The organism is Plantibacter sp. CFBP 8804 (assembly GCF_014841225.1).
GTDB classification, from domain to species: Bacteria; Actinomycetota; Actinomycetes; order Actinomycetales; family Microbacteriaceae; genus Plantibacter; species Plantibacter auratus.
The window spans coordinates 71804-90105 of sequence record NZ_JACYTU010000003.1; the positions used below are offsets into that span (position 1 = coordinate 71804).

Below are 18302 nucleotides of genomic sequence, written 5' to 3' on the forward strand. Positions count from 1 at the left end.
CGAAGGGCTAGCGCAGCCGGCCGACGGAGGCGAGGGCCGCGCGGAGGAGCGTGCCTCGGCCGCCCTCCATCTCGGCGGCGATGGCGTCGGAGGACGCCGCCTCGGGCGTCATCCACGTGAGTTCGAGCGCGTCCTGGCGGGGTTCGCAGGTGCCGGTCACCGGGACGACGTACGCCAGCGCGACGGCGTGCTGCCGGTCGTCGGAGTACGGCGACAGGCCCGGCAACGGGAAGTACTCGGCCACCTGGAACGGCACGGGCGACGCAGGGAGCAGCGGGAACGCCATCGGACCGAGGTCCTTCTCCAGGTGACGGAAGAGCGCGTCGCGGATCGTCTCGCCGTACATGACGCGACCGGAGACGAGCGTGCGCGTCATCTCGCCGAGCGCGGTGGCCCGGAGCAGGACGCCCACCTCGGTGACGACGCCGAAGCCGTCGACGCGGACCGGCACGGCCTCCACGTACAGCAGCGGGAGCCGGCGGCGGATCTCCTCGAGTTCGACGTCCGACAGCCAGCCCGGATTGGAATTGCCGGGGAGATCGGGTTCCGGGTTGGGATCAGGGGTGCGAACGCTCATAGCTCCTTCATACCGTATGGAGCCGAGCGGCGATCCAGGTGGGCGGCGGTTCGACCGGACACCGCGCCCGACCCGCGGCGGGATCATACGGGGCCACGCGGCCGCGCGCGACGCCGGTCGCGGTGTCGGTGGGGTGCAGGATGATGGAACCCATGACCGAGGTGCTCGAGCGCTTCTCCCCCGCGACGCGCGACTGGTTCGAGGGGGCGTTCGTCGCGCCCACGCCGGCGCAGGCGGGTGCCTGGGACGCGATCTCCCGCGGCGCCAACGCCCTCGTCGTCGCGCCGACCGGTTCGGGCAAGACCCTGTCAGCGTTCCTCTGGTCGATCGACCGCCTGCTCTCCGAGGCCATCGCCGAGTACGCCGTCCGGCCGCGCACGGGCGTCCCGCTCACCGGGCTCGAGGCCGACGAAGCGGAGGCCGCCGCCGCCCAACGTGAGCGCTCCCGCGGCACCCGTGTCCTCTACATCTCGCCGCTGAAGGCCCTCGGCGTCGACGTCGAGCGCAACCTCCGCACCCCGCTCGTCGGCATCGCCCAGGCGGCACGCCGCCTCGGCACCGAGCCACCCACCATCAGTGTCGGCGTCCGCTCGGGCGACACCCCGTCCGCCGACCGCCGGGCGATGGCCAAAGAGCCACCGGACATCCTCATCACCACCCCCGAGTCACTCTTCCTCATGCTCACGAGCGCGGCGCGGGAAACCCTCCGCACGGTCGACACCGTCATCATCGACGAGATCCACGCCGTCGCCTCGACGAAGCGCGGCGCGCACCTCGCGGTGTCGCTCGAGCGGCTCGACGCCATGCTCGAGAAGCCCGTGCAGCGCATCGGGCTCTCCGCCACGGTGCGCCCCGCCGAGGAGGTCGCGCGGTTCCTCGGAGGCCGCGCACCGGTCGAGATCGTGGCCCCGCCGGCCGCGAAGACCTTCGACCTGCACGTGGTCGTCCCGGTCGACGACATGACCGACCCCGACGCCGGCATGCGGACACCCGGCGAGGCCGACGACGACGGCAGCGGTGGCGGGTTCACCGGGTACACCCCGAACAGCGACGGCGGCGGCGAAGACCGCGTCGGCAGCATCTGGCCGCACGTCGAGGAGGCGATCGTCGACCGCGTGCTCGCGCACCGCTCCACCATCGTGTTCGCCAACTCCCGTCGGCTGGCGGAGCGGCTCACGGCCCGGCTCAACGAGATCAACGAGGCCCGACTCAGCGACGCCATCCTCACAACCCCCGGTGCCGGGCGTCCACCGGCGCAGCTCATGGCCCAGAGCGGCCAGACCCGAGGCTCGACGAGCGTCGCGGCCGCAGCCGCCCGGCCGGCAACCGAGGAGAGCGACGACGACATCCCCCTCCTCGCACGCGCCCACCACGGATCCGTCTCCAAGGAGCAGCGCGCGGGCATCGAGGAGGACCTCAAGTCCGGACGCCTGCGCTGCGTGGTCGCGACCTCGAGCCTCGAGCTCGGCATCGACATGGGCGAGGTCGACCTCGTCATCCAGGTGGAGTCCCCGCCGAGCGTCGCGAGCGGCCTGCAGCGGGTCGGCCGCGCCGGCCACCAGGTGGGCGAGGTCTCCCGCGGCGTCCTGTTCCCGAAGCACCGCGCCGACCTCATCAGCACCACGGTCGCGACCGAGCGGATGGAGGCCGGGCTCATCGAGGCTATCGAGGTCCCCTCGAACCCGCTCGACATCCTCGCGCAGCAGACGGTCGCTGCGGTCGCGCTCGACGAACTCGGCGTGGAGGACTGGTTCGAGACGGTCAAGCGCAGTGCCCCGTTCGCCTCCCTGCCCCGCTCGGCCTTCGAGGCGACGCTCGACCTCCTGGCCGGACGCTACCCCTCCGACGCCTTCGCCGAGCTGCGCCCGCGGATCGTCTGGGATCGCGACGCCGGGGTCCTGACCGGGCGACCGGGAGCGCAGCGCCTCGCCGTCACGAGCGGCGGCACCATCCCCGACCGCGGGCTCTTCGGCGTCTTCATGGTCGGCGAGTCGGGTGCCGGCGCGCGCGTCGGCGAGCTCGACGAGGAGATGGTCTACGAGTCCCGCGTCGGCGACGTCTTCGCCCTCGGCGCCACGAGCTGGCGCATCCAGGAGATCACCCACGACCGCGTGCTCGTGACGCCGGCGTTCGGCCAGCCGGGGCGCCTGCCGTTCTGGAAGGGCGACGGCATCGGTCGCCCGGCCGAGCTCGGTCGCGCCATCGGCGCCTTCGTGCGCGAGCTCGACACCACCGGAACGGGCTCCACCCCACGTCTCGAAGCGGCCGGCCTCGACGAGCGAGCCATCAGCAACCTCGTCGCCTACGTCCGCGAGCAGCGCGAGGCGACGGGCGTCGTCCCGAACGACACGACCCTCGTCGTCGAACGTTCACGCGACGAACTCGGCGACTGGCGGGTCATCCTCCACTCCCCCTACGGACTCCGTGTGCACGCCCCCTGGGCGCTCGCGGTCGGCGCCCGGGTGCAGGAGCGGCTGGGGGTCGACGGCTCGGCGGTGGCGAGCGACGACGGCATCATCGTCCGCCTACCCGACACCGAGAGCGAGCCGCCGGGAGCGGAACTCTTCGTCTTCGAACCGGAGGAGCTCGACGCCCTCGTCACGCAGGAGGTCGGCGGCTCGGCATTGTTCGCCTCGCGGTTCCGCGAGTGCGCCGCCCGTGCCCTCCTGCTCCCGAACTACTCGCCGCAGAAACGCTCGCCCCTCTGGCAGCAGCGCCAGCGGTCGGCGCAGCTCCTCGAGGTCGCGAAGCAGTACCCGACGTTCCCGATCATCCTCGAGACGCTCCGCGAGTGTCTCCAGGACGTCTACGACCTCCCGGCACTCGACCACCTCGCCCGCGAGCTGCAGTCGCGCGCGATCCGCATCATCGAGACCACGACGGATCAGCCCTCGCCCTACGCCCGTTCGCTCCTGTTCGGCTACGTCGGCGCGTTCATGTACGAGGGCGACAGCCCGTTGGCCGAGCGCCGGGCCGCGGCTCTCGCGGTCGACAGCACCATGCTCGGCGAGCTCCTCGGTCGGGTGGAACTCCGCGAACTCCTCGACCCGGGCGTCATCGAGCAGACCGCGCTCGAGCTGCAACGTCTCGACCCCGACCGACGACTCAAGGGGGTCGAGGGCGTCGCCGACGCGCTGCGGATGCTCGGCCCGCTCACCATCGACGAGATCGCGGCCCGGACGACCTTCGACGGCGTCACCGTCTCCGCCGACGGCGAGGCGAGTCGTGGCGACGACCCGCAAGCCTGGGCCCCCGATCCGGCTCGCTCGGCTGCCGCCGTCGCCGAACTCGAACGCTCGAAGCGCGTCATCCGCGTCCCGATCGCCGGCGAGGAGCGCTTCGCCGCGATCGAGGACGCCGGCCGACTCCGCGACGCGCTCGGCACCCCGCTGCCCATCGGCGTGCCGGTCGCGTTCACCGAGCCGGTCGCCGATCCGTTGGGCGACCTCCTCGCCCGCCACGCGCGCACGCACGGGCCGTTCACGACCGGGCAGACCGCCAGGCGCTTCGGTCTCGGGACCGCGGTGGTCCAGCACACGCTCGCCCGGCTGGCCGACGCCGGCCGCGTGGTCAAGGGTGAGTTCCTCCCCGCAGGTCGGCAGCAGGTGGGCGAGGACGAAGATACCGACCGCAGCCCCACCGATGCGACGGAGTGGTGCGACGCCGGCGTGCTGCGCAAGCTCCGCATCCGTTCGCTCGCCGCGCTGCGGCACGAGGTCGAGCCCGTCGAGCAGCAGGCGTTCGCCCGGTTCCTGCCGGTGTGGCAGCACCTCGGCGGGACGCTCCGCGGCGTCGACGGCGTCGCGACGGTCATCGACCAGCTCGCCGGCGCGCCCATCCCGGCGTCGGCCTGGGAGTCGTTGATCCTCCCCTCGCGCGTCGCCGACTACAGTCCCGCGATGCTCGACGAGCTCACCGCGACGGGCGAGGTCGTGTGGTCGGGCAGCGGTTCGATCCCCGGCAACGACGGCTGGGTCGCGCTCCACCTCGCCGACACGGCACCCCTCACGCTGCCGCTGGCTCCGACGCCGCACACCCCCGACGCCCTGCAGACCGAACTGCTCGCGACACTCGGAGGGGGCGGCGCGTACTTCTTCCGGCAGCTCGCGGAGTCGGTCGGGTCGACGGACGACAAGCTCCTCGTCGACGCCCTCTGGGAGCTCGTGTGGGCCGGGCTCGTCACCAACGACACCTTCTCACCGCTCCGCACGCTCGTCGGTTCCGGCTCGGGGAACTCGGCGCACCGGGTGCAACGGCAGACCCCGCGCTCGAAGCTGTACCGCGGGCGCAACCTGCAACGTCCCTCGATGTCGACGCGCGCGAGCCAGACCCTCGGCGGCCGGTGGTCGATCCTGCCGCTGGCCGAGCAGGACGCCACCATCCGTGCCGTCGCCACGGGCGAGACCCTGCTCGAGCGCTACGGCGTCGTGACGCGCGGCTCCGTCGTCGCGGAGGGCGTGACGGGCGGCTTCGCCCTCGCCTACCGCGTGCTGAAGCAGTTCGAGGAGAACGGTCGCTGCCGTCGCGGGTACTTCGTGGAGCGTCTCGGCGGGGCGCAGTTCGCGTCCTCCGGCACCGTCGACCGCCTGCGCGGGTTCATCCGGACCGACGACGAACCACCGCTCGACGCCGTCACGCTCGCCGCGACCGACCCGGCGAATCCCTACGGCGCCGCCCTCGGTTGGCCGGGCCAGGAGGTCACCGGGGTGAAGCACCGGCCAGGACGGAAGGCGGGTGCGCTCGTGGTCCTCGTCGACGGAGCACCGGTCTACTACCTGGAACGCGGCGGCAAGACGGCGCTCGTGTTCTCGGAGGACGACGACCAGCTCCGCGCCGGGGCGCGTTCCCTGGCGGCGACGGTGCGGGCGGGTCGCATCGAGAAACTCGGCATCGAGCAGGTCAACGGCGCCTTCGTGCTCGGCACCCCGACGGGATACGCCCTGCGCGACGCCGGATTCGTCGAGACGCCACGTGGATTGCGACTCCGGCGTGGGTGAACCGGCGCACGGCCGTTCCGCCACGGGTTGCGCCGGACACCGTGCCGGTGGCACCGTATCCGCAACGGACGGAGCGGTTCATGCCAGAGGGTGACACGGTCTTCCAAGCCGCGCACCGGTTGCGGCAGGCGCTCGCCGGCGAGGTCGTCACCGGCTTCGACCTGCGGGTGCCCGCCTTCGCGACCGTCGACCTGCGGGGCGACGTCGTCCACGACGTCATCCCGCGTGGCAAGCACCTCCTGCACCACATCGGCGACCACACCCTCCACACGCACCTCAAGATGGAGGGGCTGTGGCACGTCTACCAGCCGGGCGAGCACTGGCGGCGACCGGCGTGGAAGGCCCGCGCGATCGTGTCGACGCAGCACTGGGTGACGGTCGGGTTCGAACTCGGCCTCGTCGAGGTGTTCCCCTCCCGCGAGGACGAGGAGCGCTTCGGCTGGCTCGGTCCCGACCTCCTCGGTCCGGACTGGGACGAGGAGCGCGCCATCCACAACCTCGAGGCCGACGGCCGCGAGATCCACGTCGCGCTGCTCGACCAGCGCAACCTCGCGGGGCTCGGCAACGAGTACGTCAATGAGCTGTGCTTCATCCGTGGCGTCCTCCCGACGAGGCCCGCCGCCGAGGTCGACCTGCCGGGTGCCGTACGCCTCGGCTACCGGCTCATCAACGCCAACCGCGACCGCCGCAACCGGGTCACGACGGGCGACACGCGGCCCGGCCGGAAGACCTGGGTGTACGGGCGCGACGGCCAGCGCTGCCTGCGGTGCGGCACCCGGATCCAGCGGGGCAAACTCGGCGCCGACCCGACCGCCCTCCGCGACACCTACTGGTGTCCCCACTGCCAGACCTGACCCGACTGCAAGCTGCCGGTCCCTGAGGCACCATCCCCGGTCACCGAGCCCGCCACCACCGGTCACCGAGCCCACCACCACCGGTCACCGAGCCCACCACCACCGGTCACTGAGCCTGTCGAAGTGCAGCCCCACCCCACTCACCCCACCCTTCGACAAGCTCAGGGACCGGAATATGTCCACGAACCAGAAGGTCACTGGTCCCCGAGAGCCACCACCACCGGTCTCCGAGAGCCATCATCATCGGTCTCCGAGAGCCATCATCATCGGTCACTGAGCCTGTCGAAGTGCAGCCCCGCCCGACTCACCCCACCCTTCGACAAGCTCAGGGACCGGAATATGTCCACGAACCAGAAGGTCACCGGTCCCCGAGAGCCATCATCACCGGTCTCCGAGAGCCATCATCATCGGTCTCCGAGAGCCATCATCATCGGTCACTGAGCCTGTCGAAGTGCAGCCCCGCCCGACTCACCCCACCCTTCGACAAGCTCAGGGACCGGAATATGTTCACGAACCAGAAGGTCACCGGTCTCCGAGAGCCATCTTCATCGGTCACTGAGCCTGTCGAAGTGCAGCCCCACCCGACTCACCCCACCCTTCGACAGGCTCAGAGACCGGAAGGTTCCCCGGTCCCTGAGCTTGTCGAAGGGGCGCCCAGGTGCCGCCGGCCACTGATCCACCCGATCGGGAGCGACAGCAGCAGGAGGTACAGCGCCTGGGCGCCGAGCCCCGGCACCGTCGCGGCGAGGACGCCGGCGAGCAGCATCAGGCCGATCGGGAACCACACGAGCACCCATGGTTGGCGTGGCGCGGCTGCCGCCTCGTCGCTGAGCAGCCCGTCGCGCTCGACGACCACCTGCTGGAGCCGTACCGCGACCATCGACACGAGCATCGTCGCGATGTAGAGCGTGGGGGCGCCGCGGTCGTCGCCCGTCCCGTCGAAGAGGAGCACCGTCGGCAGCGGCAGGAACACGATCCCGGCGAGCCAGACGAAGTTCAGGGTCACGAGCCGCGTCGAGTATCCGACGGTGCGCTCGAACAGGCGGTGGTGGTCGCGCCAGAAGTTGGCGATGACGACGAAGCTCAGCGCGGCCGCGGCGAGGCCGGTCCAGTTGTGGCCGAAGAACGCGACCACGGAGCCGTCGTCGTGTTCCTGGGCGAGGTCGACGAGCGGGAGGATGATGAGCGTGATCGCGATCGCGACGACGGCGTCGCTGAAGTTGACGACGCGGTCGAGCCCTCGCTCCGTCGTCGGACCGGGTCGACGGCGGCCCGTCGGACGCCCATCCTCGCCGGCCATCGTCAGCTCACGTCGGCGTCGTCGGTCGCGGTCCCCTGCACCATGGCGACCCAGCGGGCCAGGAAGGCCGCGCCCGCCTCGTCGTGGATGAGCGTCGGGTGGGTCAGCACCGGGTACGGCTTCTCGGGCACGCCGTCGGCGGGGCGGACGTCAACGTGCGCGACCTCGAACCCGTGCTCGAACAACCAGTCGGCCATCGCGTAGTCGCTCCGGGAGTCGCCGACCGTGCGCCAGGCGACCGGGAGCGCACCGCCGTCGGCCTCGAGGAGTTCGAGCGCGCGCTCGGCGCCGAGGTCCTTGCCGAGCCGGACCGACTCGATGTCGGTGGAGATGATCGTGGGATCGATGCGGTACTGCACGAGGCCGGCGTCGTCCGGGTAGCGGCCGGGCGCGTGCTCGACCCCGAACCCGCGTCGGGCGAGCTCGGCCCGGGCGTCGTCGTCGAAGTGCTTCCGCACGACCGCGTAGTCCGCTGCCGGCACCTCGACGTGCTGCTCGACCGAGACCATCGCGCGCTTGGTGTGGTCGAAGAACACCGTCTCGGCGTACCGCTCGTCGACGAGGCGCTCGATGACGTCGCCGTACCCCTCCGGCATGGCGACGTCCTGATCGAGGCTCAGCTCGTCGACCCCCGCCGCCGAGAACCCGAACCACACGGCGCCCTTCTCGCAGATGCCGTAGAGGCGGACGTCGTCCGCGAGCCCGGCGGCCAGGAGCGGTGGGACGACCACCTCGCGGAGGAATGCGTCGCTCCGCCCGGTGTTGAAGGCGATCGGGACCCCGGCGTTCGCGAGCGTCGCGAGGTCCTGCGCGATGCTCGGGACGTTGATCGTCCGAGTGATCGGGCTGGCGATGGGGCCGTCGACGTCGAGCAGGAGACCGAGGATGGGGCGGGACGCGTTCACGGGTTCAGCCTAACGAGCACCCGGCGTGGATAGACTCACTCCACCATCACCGGTGTTCGAAGGAGATCACTCGTGTTCACCAGCCCGCATCCCGACGTCGAGATCCCCGACCTGAGCGTCTACGACACCCTGTTCGGCGGCATCGCCCCGAGCGACCTCGACCGCATCGCCCTCCGCGACGGCACGACCGGCGCCGAGACGAGCTACCGACAGCTCATCGGCCAGATCAACGCCCTCGCCGGCGCCCTCGCGGCGGCCGGCATCGGGGTCGGCGACGTCGTCGCCCTCCACGCGCCGAACGTCCCCGCCTTCGCGACCGTGTTCCACGGCATCCTGCGCGCGGGCGCGACGGCGACGACGGTGAACGGCCTCTACAACGCCGAGGAGATCGAGGCGCAGCTGCGGGACGCGGGCGCGACGATGCTGTTCACCGTCTCCCCGCTGCTCCCCCAGGCCTGGGCTGCGGCGAGCGCCTGCGGCATCCCCTCCGACCGCGTCGTCGTCCTCGACGGCGCGGAGGGGCACGCGTCGCTGAGCGACCTCCTCCTGCGCCGCCTCCCCGCACCGGACGTCTCGTTCGACCCGGCCACACACGTGGCGGTGCTGCCCTACTCCTCCGGCACGACGGGTCGGCCGAAGGGCGTGATGCTCTCGCACCGGAACCTCGTCGCGAACGTCCAGCAGTCCATCCCGCAGCTCGGCATGGTCGCCGACGACCGGATCCTCGCGGTCCTGCCGTTCTTCCACATCTACGGCATGACCGTGCTCCTCAACCTCGCCCTGTCGCGGCGCGCCTCGCTCGTGACCATGCCGCGGTTCGACCTGGCTGAGTTCCTCCGGATCATCCAGGACTTCCGCTGCAGCTACGTGTTCATCGCCCCGCCGATCGCGGTGGCGCTCGCGAAGCACCCGCTCGTCGACGAGTTCGACCTCTCGAGCGTCCACACGATCTTCTCCGGTGCCGCGCCCCTGGACGCGACGCTCGGGCGGGCGGTCGAGGAGCGTCTGGGCTGTCGGATGCGACAGGGCTACGGCATGACCGAACTCAGCCCGGTCAGTCACGCGATCGCGTTCCAGGCCGAGGGGGCGTCCCTCGACAGCGTCGGCACGACGCTGCCGAACATGCAGTGCCGGATCGTCGATCCCGAGACCGGCGCCGAGGTGGACTACCCGGCCGAGGGCTCGGACGAGGAGAGCGCAGCGGGCGAGCTGCTCTGCGCGGGGCCGAACGTCATGCTCGGGTACCTCGGCAACGAGGAAGCCACTCGCGAGACCCTCGAGGCCGACGGCTTCCTCCACACCGGCGACATCGCGACCGTCCGCGGTGACGGCACCGTGCGCATCATCGAGCGGTTGAAGGAGCTCATCAAGTACCACGGCTACCAGGTGGCGCCGGCGGAACTCGAGGCGCTGCTGCTCGGCCACCCGGCGATCGCCGACGCCGCCGTCATCGGGGTGCTCGACGATGAGGGCCAGGAGGTGCCGAAGGCGTTCGTGGTCCTGCAGCCGGGCCAGGACGTCACCGCCGAGGCGCTCATGGCGTGGGTCACTGAGCGGGTCGCCCCGCACAAGAAGATCCGGCGCGTGGCGTTCGTCGACGTCATCCCGAAGTCGGCGTCGGGGAAGATCCTCCGGAAGGACCTCCGGGCCGCGGAGGCACTTCGACAGGCTCAGTGACCGACTGCCGCTCAGTGACCGACGGCGGCGACCATCCGGTCGAAGGCCGCGTCGAGCTCCGGTTCGGCCGGCTGCCAGTGCGGGTTCGCGTCGTGGAAGGCGACCATCTCCGCCGCGCCGTCCCAGAACGGGATGGTGGGCCGGAACTCCGGGACGAGACTGCGGATGCGGGTGTTGTCGAAGACCATCGGGAACGCCTTGTCGCCGAGGAGCGTCGGCCCGAGCGGTGGGTGGACCTCCGCGATGACGTCGGACGGCACGTGCACGATGTCGGCCTCCACGCCGGCCGCCTCCGCGATCCACCGGGTGATGTCGTTCCAGCTCGGTGCGTGGTCGCCCGTGATGTGGAAGGCCTCCCCGAGCACGTCGCGACGACCCAGCAGGCCGACGAACCCGACCGCGAAGTCCTCGGTGTGGGTGATGGTCCAGCGGGTCGTCCCGTCGCCGTGCACGACCACCGGCTTGCCCGCGCGCATGCGGTCGAGGTCGGTGCGCCGGCCCATCGTGGGGATGAGCGTCCGGTCGTAGGTGTGTGACGGGCGCACGATCGTCGCCGGGAACCCCTGCTCGCGGTAGGCGTGGACGAGGACGTCCTCGCAGGAGATCTTGTCGCGCGCGTATTGGGAGAACGGGTTCCGGAGCGGCGTCGACTCGACGACGGGCAGGCGCTGTGGCGGCTTCTGGTAGGCCGACGCGGAGCTGATGAACACGTACTGGCCGATCCGACCGGCGAAGCGGTCGATGTCCGCCTGCACCTGCGGCGGCGTGAACGCGGTGAACTGCGCCACGACGTCGAACTCGCGCGAGCCGAGCGTCTCGGTCACCGCGTCGGTGTCGCGCACGTCCGCGCGGAGGAGCTCGACCTCCTCGGGGAGGGGGCGGACGTGGGACAGGCCGCGGTTCAGGACGGTGACGTCATGGCCCAGCGACACCGCTCTGGCGACCGACGCCGAGGAGATGATGCCACTGCCGCCGATGAACAGGATGCGCTTCGTCGTCATTGGTCCATCCTCGCGCACCGTCCCCCGACTCGCCCAGGCCTTCCCAGGATCGGGAGGTCCGTCGTGGGCACTTCGACAAGCTCAGTGACCGGGAGAGGTCTACCCGGACTGGGTCAGCGCTCGCGCTTGACGAACGCCATGGCGCCGACGACGAGGGCGAGCAGCACCCCGGAGACGAGTCCCCACACGACCGGCGCCTCGGGTCCGAGGACCACGAGCATCAGCAGCGCGGCGAGCGCGAGGATCCCGGCGACGACGAGCGCCGTCGTCCATTCGTTCCATCGCATCCCACCAGCCTAGGCTCCCGTCACCACGACCCGGTGACGCGGGAGCCGCTGCGGTGAACCGGCGGGCCCGCTCAGCGGTGCTCGGCGAGCAGCTCCTCGGTCCGTTCCCAGAGCCCGCGGGCGAGGGCGACGTCGTCGGCGAGCTTGTTCGTGCGTGCGGGCTTCCGCTTCACGAAGTAGCCGCCCGAGGTCCAGTCGAGTCCCGGCTGACTCTCGGCGAGCCAGAAGAGCGTGTCGGCGCCCTCCTCGGGGGTGTTCAGCAGGCGACGCCCGAGCGGGTTCGCATAGAGGAACCGCATCGCGCCGTCGGGCGAGCTGGAGAAGTTCGTCGAGATGACCCCCGGGTGGAACGCCGCCGCGGACAGTCCACGCGGACCGTACCGACGGTCGAGTTCCTTCGTGAAGAGGATCTGCGCCAGCTTCGCGTTGCCGTAGGCGCGCGTGGGCGAGTAAGACCGTTCGGCGTCGAGGTCGTCGAGGTCGAGCTTCCCGAACAGGCGGTTGGCGACACTCGAGGTGTTGATCACCGTCGCTTCGGACTCGACGAGGCGGTCGAGCAGGAGATGGGTGAGGAGCGCGGGTGCCAGGTAGTTGATCTGGAACGTCTGCTCATGGCCGTCCGTCGTGACCTGGCGGTCGGCACCGAAGATGCCGCCGGCGTTGTTGGCGAGGACGTCAATCCGCGGGTACTGCTCGAGGAGCTGTTCGGCGAGGAGCCGCACCTGCGCCAGTTCGGCGAAGTCGGAGATGAACGAGGCGGCCCCGATCCGCTGCGCGACGGCCGCGGTCTTCTCCGGTGACCGCCCGACCACCACGACCTGCTCGCCCGCGTCCGTCAACGCCTTCGCGGCCGCAGCACCGATGCCGTCGCTCGCGCCGGTGAGGACGATCACCCGGTCGCTCACGCGGACGACTTCCGGGGGCGGGGCTCGCTGACGTTGGTGTGGCGCGCCCGCTCAGCGATGTCGGGGACCTCACGGCCGATCGCGAGGTCGCCGGTCTTGTTGGCGTCCTGCATCATCGACTCGAGCCAGCTGCGGTTGAGCTCCGGACGCTCCTCCTGGTCGAACTCGAACTGCAACGAGATCGACGGGTGCACCCAGATCGTCACGCGTCCGCCACCGGTCTCGAGCGAGCGCGGCCAGGAGATCGTGAAGGACTCGTTGCGCCGCAGCTTCATGACCGCGATCGACTTCACGTGCGCGAGCATCCGGTCGTCGAGTTCGAGTTCACGCGATGAACTCCCGTAGATCAGCTTTCCCACCAGATGTCTCCCTCTGTGCCGGTCGTCTCGCGCACCCTCGAATCAGGGCATCACGACGCCCGAGCACACCGGGCGTTGCCCCCATCGTAGGCGACCGAGGGATCGCCGTCGTGCCGGTTGACGAGCGGGCGGCGGCCCAGTTGAGGGGGCCGCGGTGTTGTCCCCCACGGCCTCGCGAATACGTCAACTTCCGCGGAAAATCAAGGGATTTCGGCCCTGTTTCGTGAACCTGGCAAAGCCCTGGGCGGTGTCGCCGCCGACCAAACCGCGGTTGGCGCCGCCCCCGAACGGCGTGCATGACCGTGAAGCCCGAATCTTCCGTCGTGCACCCGAGCCAGCCGTCCGTCCCCGAACGATCCATCGCTCCGGGAACGCGTCCCCACCGTGCACGCCAGCCGTTGCGTCTCCCCAAGCTCGTCTCCCAGCTGGTCACCTTCGGCCTCGTCGGTGGCACCGCGTTCGTCGTCGACGTCGGTGTGTACAACCTCCTCCGGTTCACCGTGCTCGACGACAAGCCGATCGGCGCGAAGGTGATCTCCGTCGCCGTCGCCACGATCGTCGCGTGGCTCGGCAACCGGGCGCTGACGTTCCGGACCGAGCACCGCCGCGCGGTGTGGAAGGAGGGCGCGCTCTTCGCGCTCATGAACGTCCTCGGCCTCGGGATCGCCGCCGGGTGTCTCTTCGTCTCGCACTACGTCCTCGGCTACACCACGCCGCTCGCAGACAACATCGCGGGCAACGGCGTCGGTCTCGTCCTCGGCATGGTGTTCCGATTCCTCGCCTACCGGTTCGTCGTCTTCCGGCCCGCCGAGTCGGCGACCGATCGCCGTCGGAGCACGACGACGCAGGAAGCGCCCGTCTCGAACCCGGCCGCATCGGCACCCGCCGCCGCACCGCGCACCACGACCCCTCGTCGCCCCGCACCGACCCACGCACTGCCGACCTCTGGAGGCCTGTCCTGATGGCACCCGCACTCGCACCGCTGCTCGGAGCGCTCGCGCTCATCCCCTCCCGCCCGTTCGCCGCCGCGGACGAGCCCGCTCCCCTGCTGACCCCGCAGCCCGCGGCACCCACGGAACCGCTGCCGAACCGCGGCACCCTGGTGGACCCGACGTCGGCGGCCGACCCCGGCTCCTGGAGCATCGGTGAGTGGCTCGGCTACGGCACCATGCTGCTGTTCGCCGCCGCGCTGACGATCATCGCCGTCACCACCCTCTACTGGATGCTCCACGCGTGGCGGTCGACCGGCCATCTGAAGAACACCGGGTTCGCCGCAGTCCCGCTGCCCGCCAAGCACTCCTTCACCCTGCTCGTCCCCGGTCGGCATGAGGAGGAGGTCATGGGCCAGACCCTCGACCGCCTCGCCGAACAGGACCACCCCGACTTCGAGATCATCGCGATCGTGGGCCACGACGACCCGGGGACCGAGCGCGTCGTCCGCGAGGCCGCCGCACGGCACCCCGATCTGATCAAGGTCGTCGTCGATGACAGCGTGCCGAAGAACAAGCCGAAGGCCCTCAACCGGGCGCTGCAGATCGCCCGCGGCGACGTCGTGGGCGTGTTCGACGCCGAGGACGAGGTGCATCCGCGCCTGCTCACGCTCGTGGACTCCCGCTTCACCGAGAGCGGCGCCGACGTCGTCCAGGGCGGCGTGCAGCTCATGAACTTCCAGTCGAGCTGGTGGTCGCTCCGGAACGTGCTCGAGTACTACTTCTGGTTCCGGTCGCGCCTGCACTTCCACGCGAACTCCCGCTTCATCCCGCTCGGCGGCAACACGGTGTTCGTGAAGAAGACCTGGCTCGACTGGTCGGAAGGCTGGGACGACGGCTGCCTCGCCGAGGACTGCGAGCTCGGCGTCCGACTCTCGAGCGCCGGCGCAACGGTCGTCGTGGCCTACAGCCCGGAGGTCGTCACCCGCGAGGAGACCCCAGGGACCCTCAAGTCGCTCTACAAGCAGCGCACGCGCTGGAACCAGGGGTTCCTCCAGGTGCTGAAGAAGGGCGAGTGGCGCAAGCTGCCGACGTTCCGTCAGCGCATGTTCGCCCGGTACCTCCTCTCGATGCCGTTCCTCCAGGCGGCGACCGGCCTCCTCATCCCCGTCTCGGTCCTGCTGGTGCTGTTCGCGAAGGTCCCCGCGCCGATCGCGCTCCTCACCTTCATCCCGCTCGCGCCGACGATCGTCACCCTCGCGGTGGAGGCCTCCGGGCTCGGTGAGTTCGGCCGCCTCTACGGCCAGAAGGTCCGCCTCCGCGACTACGCCCGGCTGATCCTCGGCACCTTCCCGTACCAGATCTTCCTCGGCCTGGCCGCCGTCCGTTCCGTCTTCCGCGAGTGGAAGGGCGACCACTCCTGGGAGAAGACGGAGCACACCGGCGCCCACCGCAGCGAGGAGGTCGCCGAAGCCACCGAGGCCGCTCCCGTCTCCGTCGACCTGCCCGACCGCGCACCCGAGCTCGTCCTCCAGAACGGAGCAACCCGATGACCGGCATCCTCGAACGACCGGCCGCCCCCGGCCGACCAGAGCTCCACCTGGAGAGCGACCGCCTCGGCTGGCTCACCTCAGGGCCACCGGCACAGCGAGGCCCCGGCGTCGTGCGCCGCTGGCTCTCGCGCCACGGTCGCACCCTGGCCTTCCTCCTGCCCGTGCTCGCCATCGCCGCCGTCGTGCAGGCCATGAATATGGGCGGATCCCCGCAGCGCATCGACGACGAGGGCACCTACACCGCCCAGGCGTGGAGCGTGCTGAAGCTCGGCGAACTCGCCCACTACACCTATTGGTACGACCACCCGCCGCTCGGCTGGCTGCAGATCGCGGCCTACACGGGGCTGACCGGTGCGTTCGACCGCTACGACATCGCCGTGGTCGCGGCACGTGAGGCCATGCTGGTCGCGACGCTCATCGCCGTCGTGCTCGTGTGGGTCCTCGCCCGCCGCCTGCACCTCAGCCGGTCCATGGCCGCCGTCGCCGCACTCGTGTTCGCGATCTCGCCACTCGCGGTGCAGTTCCACCGCACCGTCTACCTCGACAACGTCGCGGTGCCCTGGCTCCTCGGTGCCTTCATCCTCGCGACGAGCCGCAAGCACCAGCTCGTCGGCTTCGCGGGTTCCGCCGCCGCGTTCGGCATCGCCGTGCTCAGCAAGGAGACCTTCCTGCTCGCCCTGCCCTTCCTCGCCTGGACCATGTGGCGCGCGGCTCGGAAGGAGACCCGCCGGTACACGCTGCCGGTCGCCGCGACGATCGTCGTCGTCATCGGTTTCACGTATGTGCTCTTCGCCGCCATCAAGGGCGAACTCATCCCCGGCCCTGACCGGGTGAGCCTCCTCGGCGGCGTCTTCTTCCAGCTCGGATCGCGCGTCGCCAGCGGCTCCCTCTTCGACCCCGAGAGCCTGTCGGCCAAGACCCTGAGCATGTGGTGGCAGTTGGACGCGGCGCTCCTCGTCACCGGGGCGGTGGCCGCCGTCGCCGGACTCTTCATCTCGCGGCTGCGTGTCATCGCCGCGATGACCGTCTTCCTCGGCCTGTTCATGCTGCGCCCGGGCGGCTACCTGCCGGTGCCGTACGTCATCATGCTGCTGCCGTTCATGACGATCCTCATCATGGGGGTGACCGGCGCGGCCATCCGCCGGTTCCGTCGCCGCTCGACCGTCGAGGCCGGTGCACCGCGCCGTCGTCTTCTCGGCGGACGCGCGGCCGGAGCCGTCTGGGTCGCCGCCGTGCTCGCAGCAGCCGTCGTCGCCGTCCCGAACACGGCGACCCAGCTCCGCGGCTTCCTCCTCGCCGACCTCGACAAGCCGGTCCGGCAGGCCCAGCAGTGGGTCCAGACCAATGTGCCGAAGGAGTCCCGCGTGATCGTCGACGACGCGATGTGGGTCGACCTCGTCGAGAGCGGCTTCGATCGCGACAACGTCATCTGGTACTACAAGATGGACACCGACTCGGCCGTCCAGGCTCAGTCGCCCAACGGTTGGCGCGACGCCGACTACATCGTCACGACCGACTCGATGCGGACCTTCCCGACCACTTTCCCCGAGGTGAAGGGTGCGATCGACAACTCCGAGCTCGTCGCGACCTTCGGCTCCGGGACGCAGGCCGTCGAGGTCCGCCGCATCGACGCCGACGGTCTGGACGCTGCGGCCGATCAGGCTGCCGGACGCACGGCGGCTCGGGCGGCGCTCGGCGCGCAGCTCCTGCTGAACCCCTCGCTCAGCGTCTCGGCGGAGGCCGCGCAGACCGTGAGCGATGGCCAGCTCGACTCCCGCGCCCTGCTGGCCCTCGGACAGGTGCTCGCCACGACGCCGGTCCGGCTCGAGAGCACCCCGGTGCTCGACGGTGAGACGGGCGACGTGCGCCGGACGATGGTGCTCCGCACCGGCACCGAGGCGGGCGACAGCCGTCTGGCCGACTCCATCCGCTCGATCCAGGGCGACTACGCAGCCGACCGCGTCGAGCAGACGGCGTCCGGCGTGCGGGTCACCTACTCGGTCGTCGAACCCGACGTCGTCCGCTGACCGGCCTCCCGAGCACCGGCTCGAGCCAAACGCCCGAACCATCCGAACCCCCGAACCACCCGAAGAACAGGAGTTCCACCATGCGAACCACCACCACGAGGCGACTCGCCTTCAGCGGCCTCGCCGCCGTCGCGACGGCAGCACTCATCGGCTTCGGCACCACCGCCGCGAGCGCGGCCACCACCGATGCCGCAGGCTCCGGCTGGATCCGCGTCGGCCACCTCTCGGCCGACACCAAGACCGTCGACGTGAAGTTGTCTGCACTCTCCGGCGGCGCGACCGTGTTCGAACTCGACGACGTCGCCTACGGCCAGGTCTCCCCTTACACCGACCTGGCCGCCGGCACCTACGTGGTGTCGATGGTGCCCGCCGGGGCTCCCGACAGCACGAAGCCGGTCATCAGCACCAACGTGACCATCACGGCCGGGGAAGCGGCCACCGTCGCCGCCTACGGTCCCAACAAGGACCTGCAGACGAAGGTGTTCGAGGACGACCTCACCGGTCCGGCCGAGGGTGCGGCGCGCATCCGGCTGATCCAGGCGTCGACCGATGTGAAGAGCGTCGACGTCAGCACCTCGACGGGCATGCCCATCGCGAAGGGCGCCACCACCGGAACGGCGACCGACTATGCGAGCGTCCCCGCCGGCCCGTGGGATCTCGAGCTGACCGGCGGCAAGCAGGCGGCCGAAGCCTCCGTGAACCTCGCGCCGGGCACCGTGAGCACGCTCTTCGTGCTCGACAACGCCGCAGGTGGCGTCACCCTCATGCCCGTCCTCGACAGCTCAGCGGCCGGTGACGCTCCCGAGGGTCCGGTGGAGACCGGTGGCGGTGGACTCGCCAAGGAGTCGTCGACGCTGCGGGGCGTCCTCGACGACCTCGACGCGAAGCTCGCCCGGCTCGTGCGCGACCTCGGGACGGCGGTGAGCTGACC

General features: G+C 70.7%; 14 protein-coding genes. 7 read left to right on the forward strand and 7 right to left on the reverse strand.

From position 1 onward, the window contains the following. Positions 1–7: 7 nt before the first annotated feature. On the reverse strand, positions 8–577 hold the full coding sequence (locus IFU11_RS08455; RefSeq protein WP_064294286.1) for an NUDIX hydrolase family protein: 570 nt from the start codon (positions 575–577) through the stop codon (positions 8–10). A 152-nt stretch (positions 578–729) separates the two neighbouring features. On the opposite strand from IFU11_RS08455, the gene IFU11_RS08460 reads away from it, so the two are divergent. Both IFU11_RS08460 and IFU11_RS08465 read left to right on the forward strand, forming a co-directional pair. After that, on the forward strand, positions 730–5574 hold the full coding sequence (locus IFU11_RS08460) for an ATP-dependent helicase (RefSeq protein ID WP_192018668.1): 4845 nt from the start codon (positions 730–732) through the stop codon (positions 5572–5574). An 80-nt stretch (positions 5575–5654) separates the two neighbouring features. Beyond that, complete coding sequence (locus IFU11_RS08465) at positions 5655–6428, forward strand: Fpg/Nei family DNA glycosylase (protein WP_192018669.1); 774 nt, start codon at positions 5655–5657, stop codon at positions 6426–6428. A 607-nt stretch (positions 6429–7035) separates the two neighbouring features. Here the strand turns inward: IFU11_RS08465 and IFU11_RS08470 are convergent. Next, a complete protein-coding gene (locus IFU11_RS08470) occupies positions 7036–7728 on the reverse strand; it encodes a TMEM175 family protein (protein WP_192018670.1) in 693 nt (230 codons plus the stop codon). 2 nt (positions 7729–7730) lie between these two features. Further along, on the reverse strand, positions 7731–8633 hold the full coding sequence (locus IFU11_RS08475) for a hypothetical protein (protein WP_192018671.1): 903 nt from the start codon (positions 8631–8633) through the stop codon (positions 7731–7733). A gap of 72 nt (positions 8634–8705) precedes the next feature. Between IFU11_RS08475 and IFU11_RS08480 the strand changes: the two genes are divergently transcribed. Next, on the forward strand, positions 8706–10310 hold the full coding sequence (locus tag IFU11_RS08480) for an AMP-binding protein (protein WP_371742747.1): 1605 nt from the start codon (positions 8706–8708) through the stop codon (positions 10308–10310). Between the two features lie 11 nt (positions 10311–10321). Here IFU11_RS08480 and IFU11_RS08485 read toward each other — a convergent pair whose 3' ends face one another. The 4 genes from IFU11_RS08485 to IFU11_RS08500 all read right to left on the reverse strand — a co-directional run bounded on the left by IFU11_RS08485 (position 10322) and on the right by IFU11_RS08500 (position 12862). Further along, positions 10322–11311, reverse strand: coding sequence for an SDR family oxidoreductase (locus tag IFU11_RS08485; protein WP_192018672.1), 990 nt, complete (start codon positions 11309–11311; stop codon positions 10322–10324). A 113-nt stretch (positions 11312–11424) separates the two neighbouring features. Next, a complete protein-coding gene (locus IFU11_RS08490; RefSeq protein WP_191940584.1) occupies positions 11425–11598 on the reverse strand; it encodes a hypothetical protein in 174 nt (57 codons plus the stop codon). Positions 11599–11669: 71 nt separating this feature from the next. After that, positions 11670–12503 carry an SDR family NAD(P)-dependent oxidoreductase gene (locus tag IFU11_RS08495; protein ID WP_191940583.1) on the reverse strand — a complete coding sequence of 278 codons (834 nt, stop codon included), beginning with the start codon at positions 12501–12503 and terminating at the stop codon, positions 11670–11672. After that, positions 12500–12862 (reverse strand): DUF7882 family protein, encoded by a 363-nt coding sequence (locus IFU11_RS08500; protein ID WP_192018673.1) that lies wholly within the window; start codon positions 12860–12862, stop codon positions 12500–12502. The genes IFU11_RS08495 and IFU11_RS08500 overlap by 4 nt, the downstream gene beginning before the upstream one ends. A 296-nt stretch (positions 12863–13158) precedes the next feature. Between IFU11_RS08500 and IFU11_RS08505 the strand changes: the two genes are divergently transcribed. The 4 genes from IFU11_RS08505 to IFU11_RS08520 all read left to right on the forward strand — a co-directional run bounded on the left by IFU11_RS08505 (position 13159) and on the right by IFU11_RS08520 (position 18300). Beyond that, on the forward strand, positions 13159–13824 hold the full coding sequence (locus IFU11_RS08505) for a GtrA family protein (protein ID WP_137242205.1): 666 nt from the start codon (positions 13159–13161) through the stop codon (positions 13822–13824). Continuing rightward, positions 13824–15344 carry a glycosyltransferase gene (locus IFU11_RS08510; RefSeq protein ID WP_228501517.1) on the forward strand — a complete coding sequence of 507 codons (1521 nt, stop codon included), beginning with the start codon at positions 13824–13826 and terminating at the stop codon, positions 15342–15344. The genes IFU11_RS08505 and IFU11_RS08510 overlap by 1 nt, the downstream gene beginning before the upstream one ends. Then, a complete protein-coding gene (locus IFU11_RS08515; protein ID WP_192018674.1) occupies positions 15341–17371 on the forward strand; it encodes an ArnT family glycosyltransferase in 2031 nt (676 codons plus the stop codon). Before IFU11_RS08510 ends, IFU11_RS08515 begins: the two co-directional genes overlap by 4 nt. Positions 17372–17451: 80 nt before the next feature. Then, on the forward strand, positions 17452–18300 hold the full coding sequence (locus IFU11_RS08520) for a DUF4397 domain-containing protein (protein ID WP_137242207.1): 849 nt from the start codon (positions 17452–17454) through the stop codon (positions 18298–18300). The last annotated feature ends 2 nt before the right edge of the window (positions 18301–18302 follow it).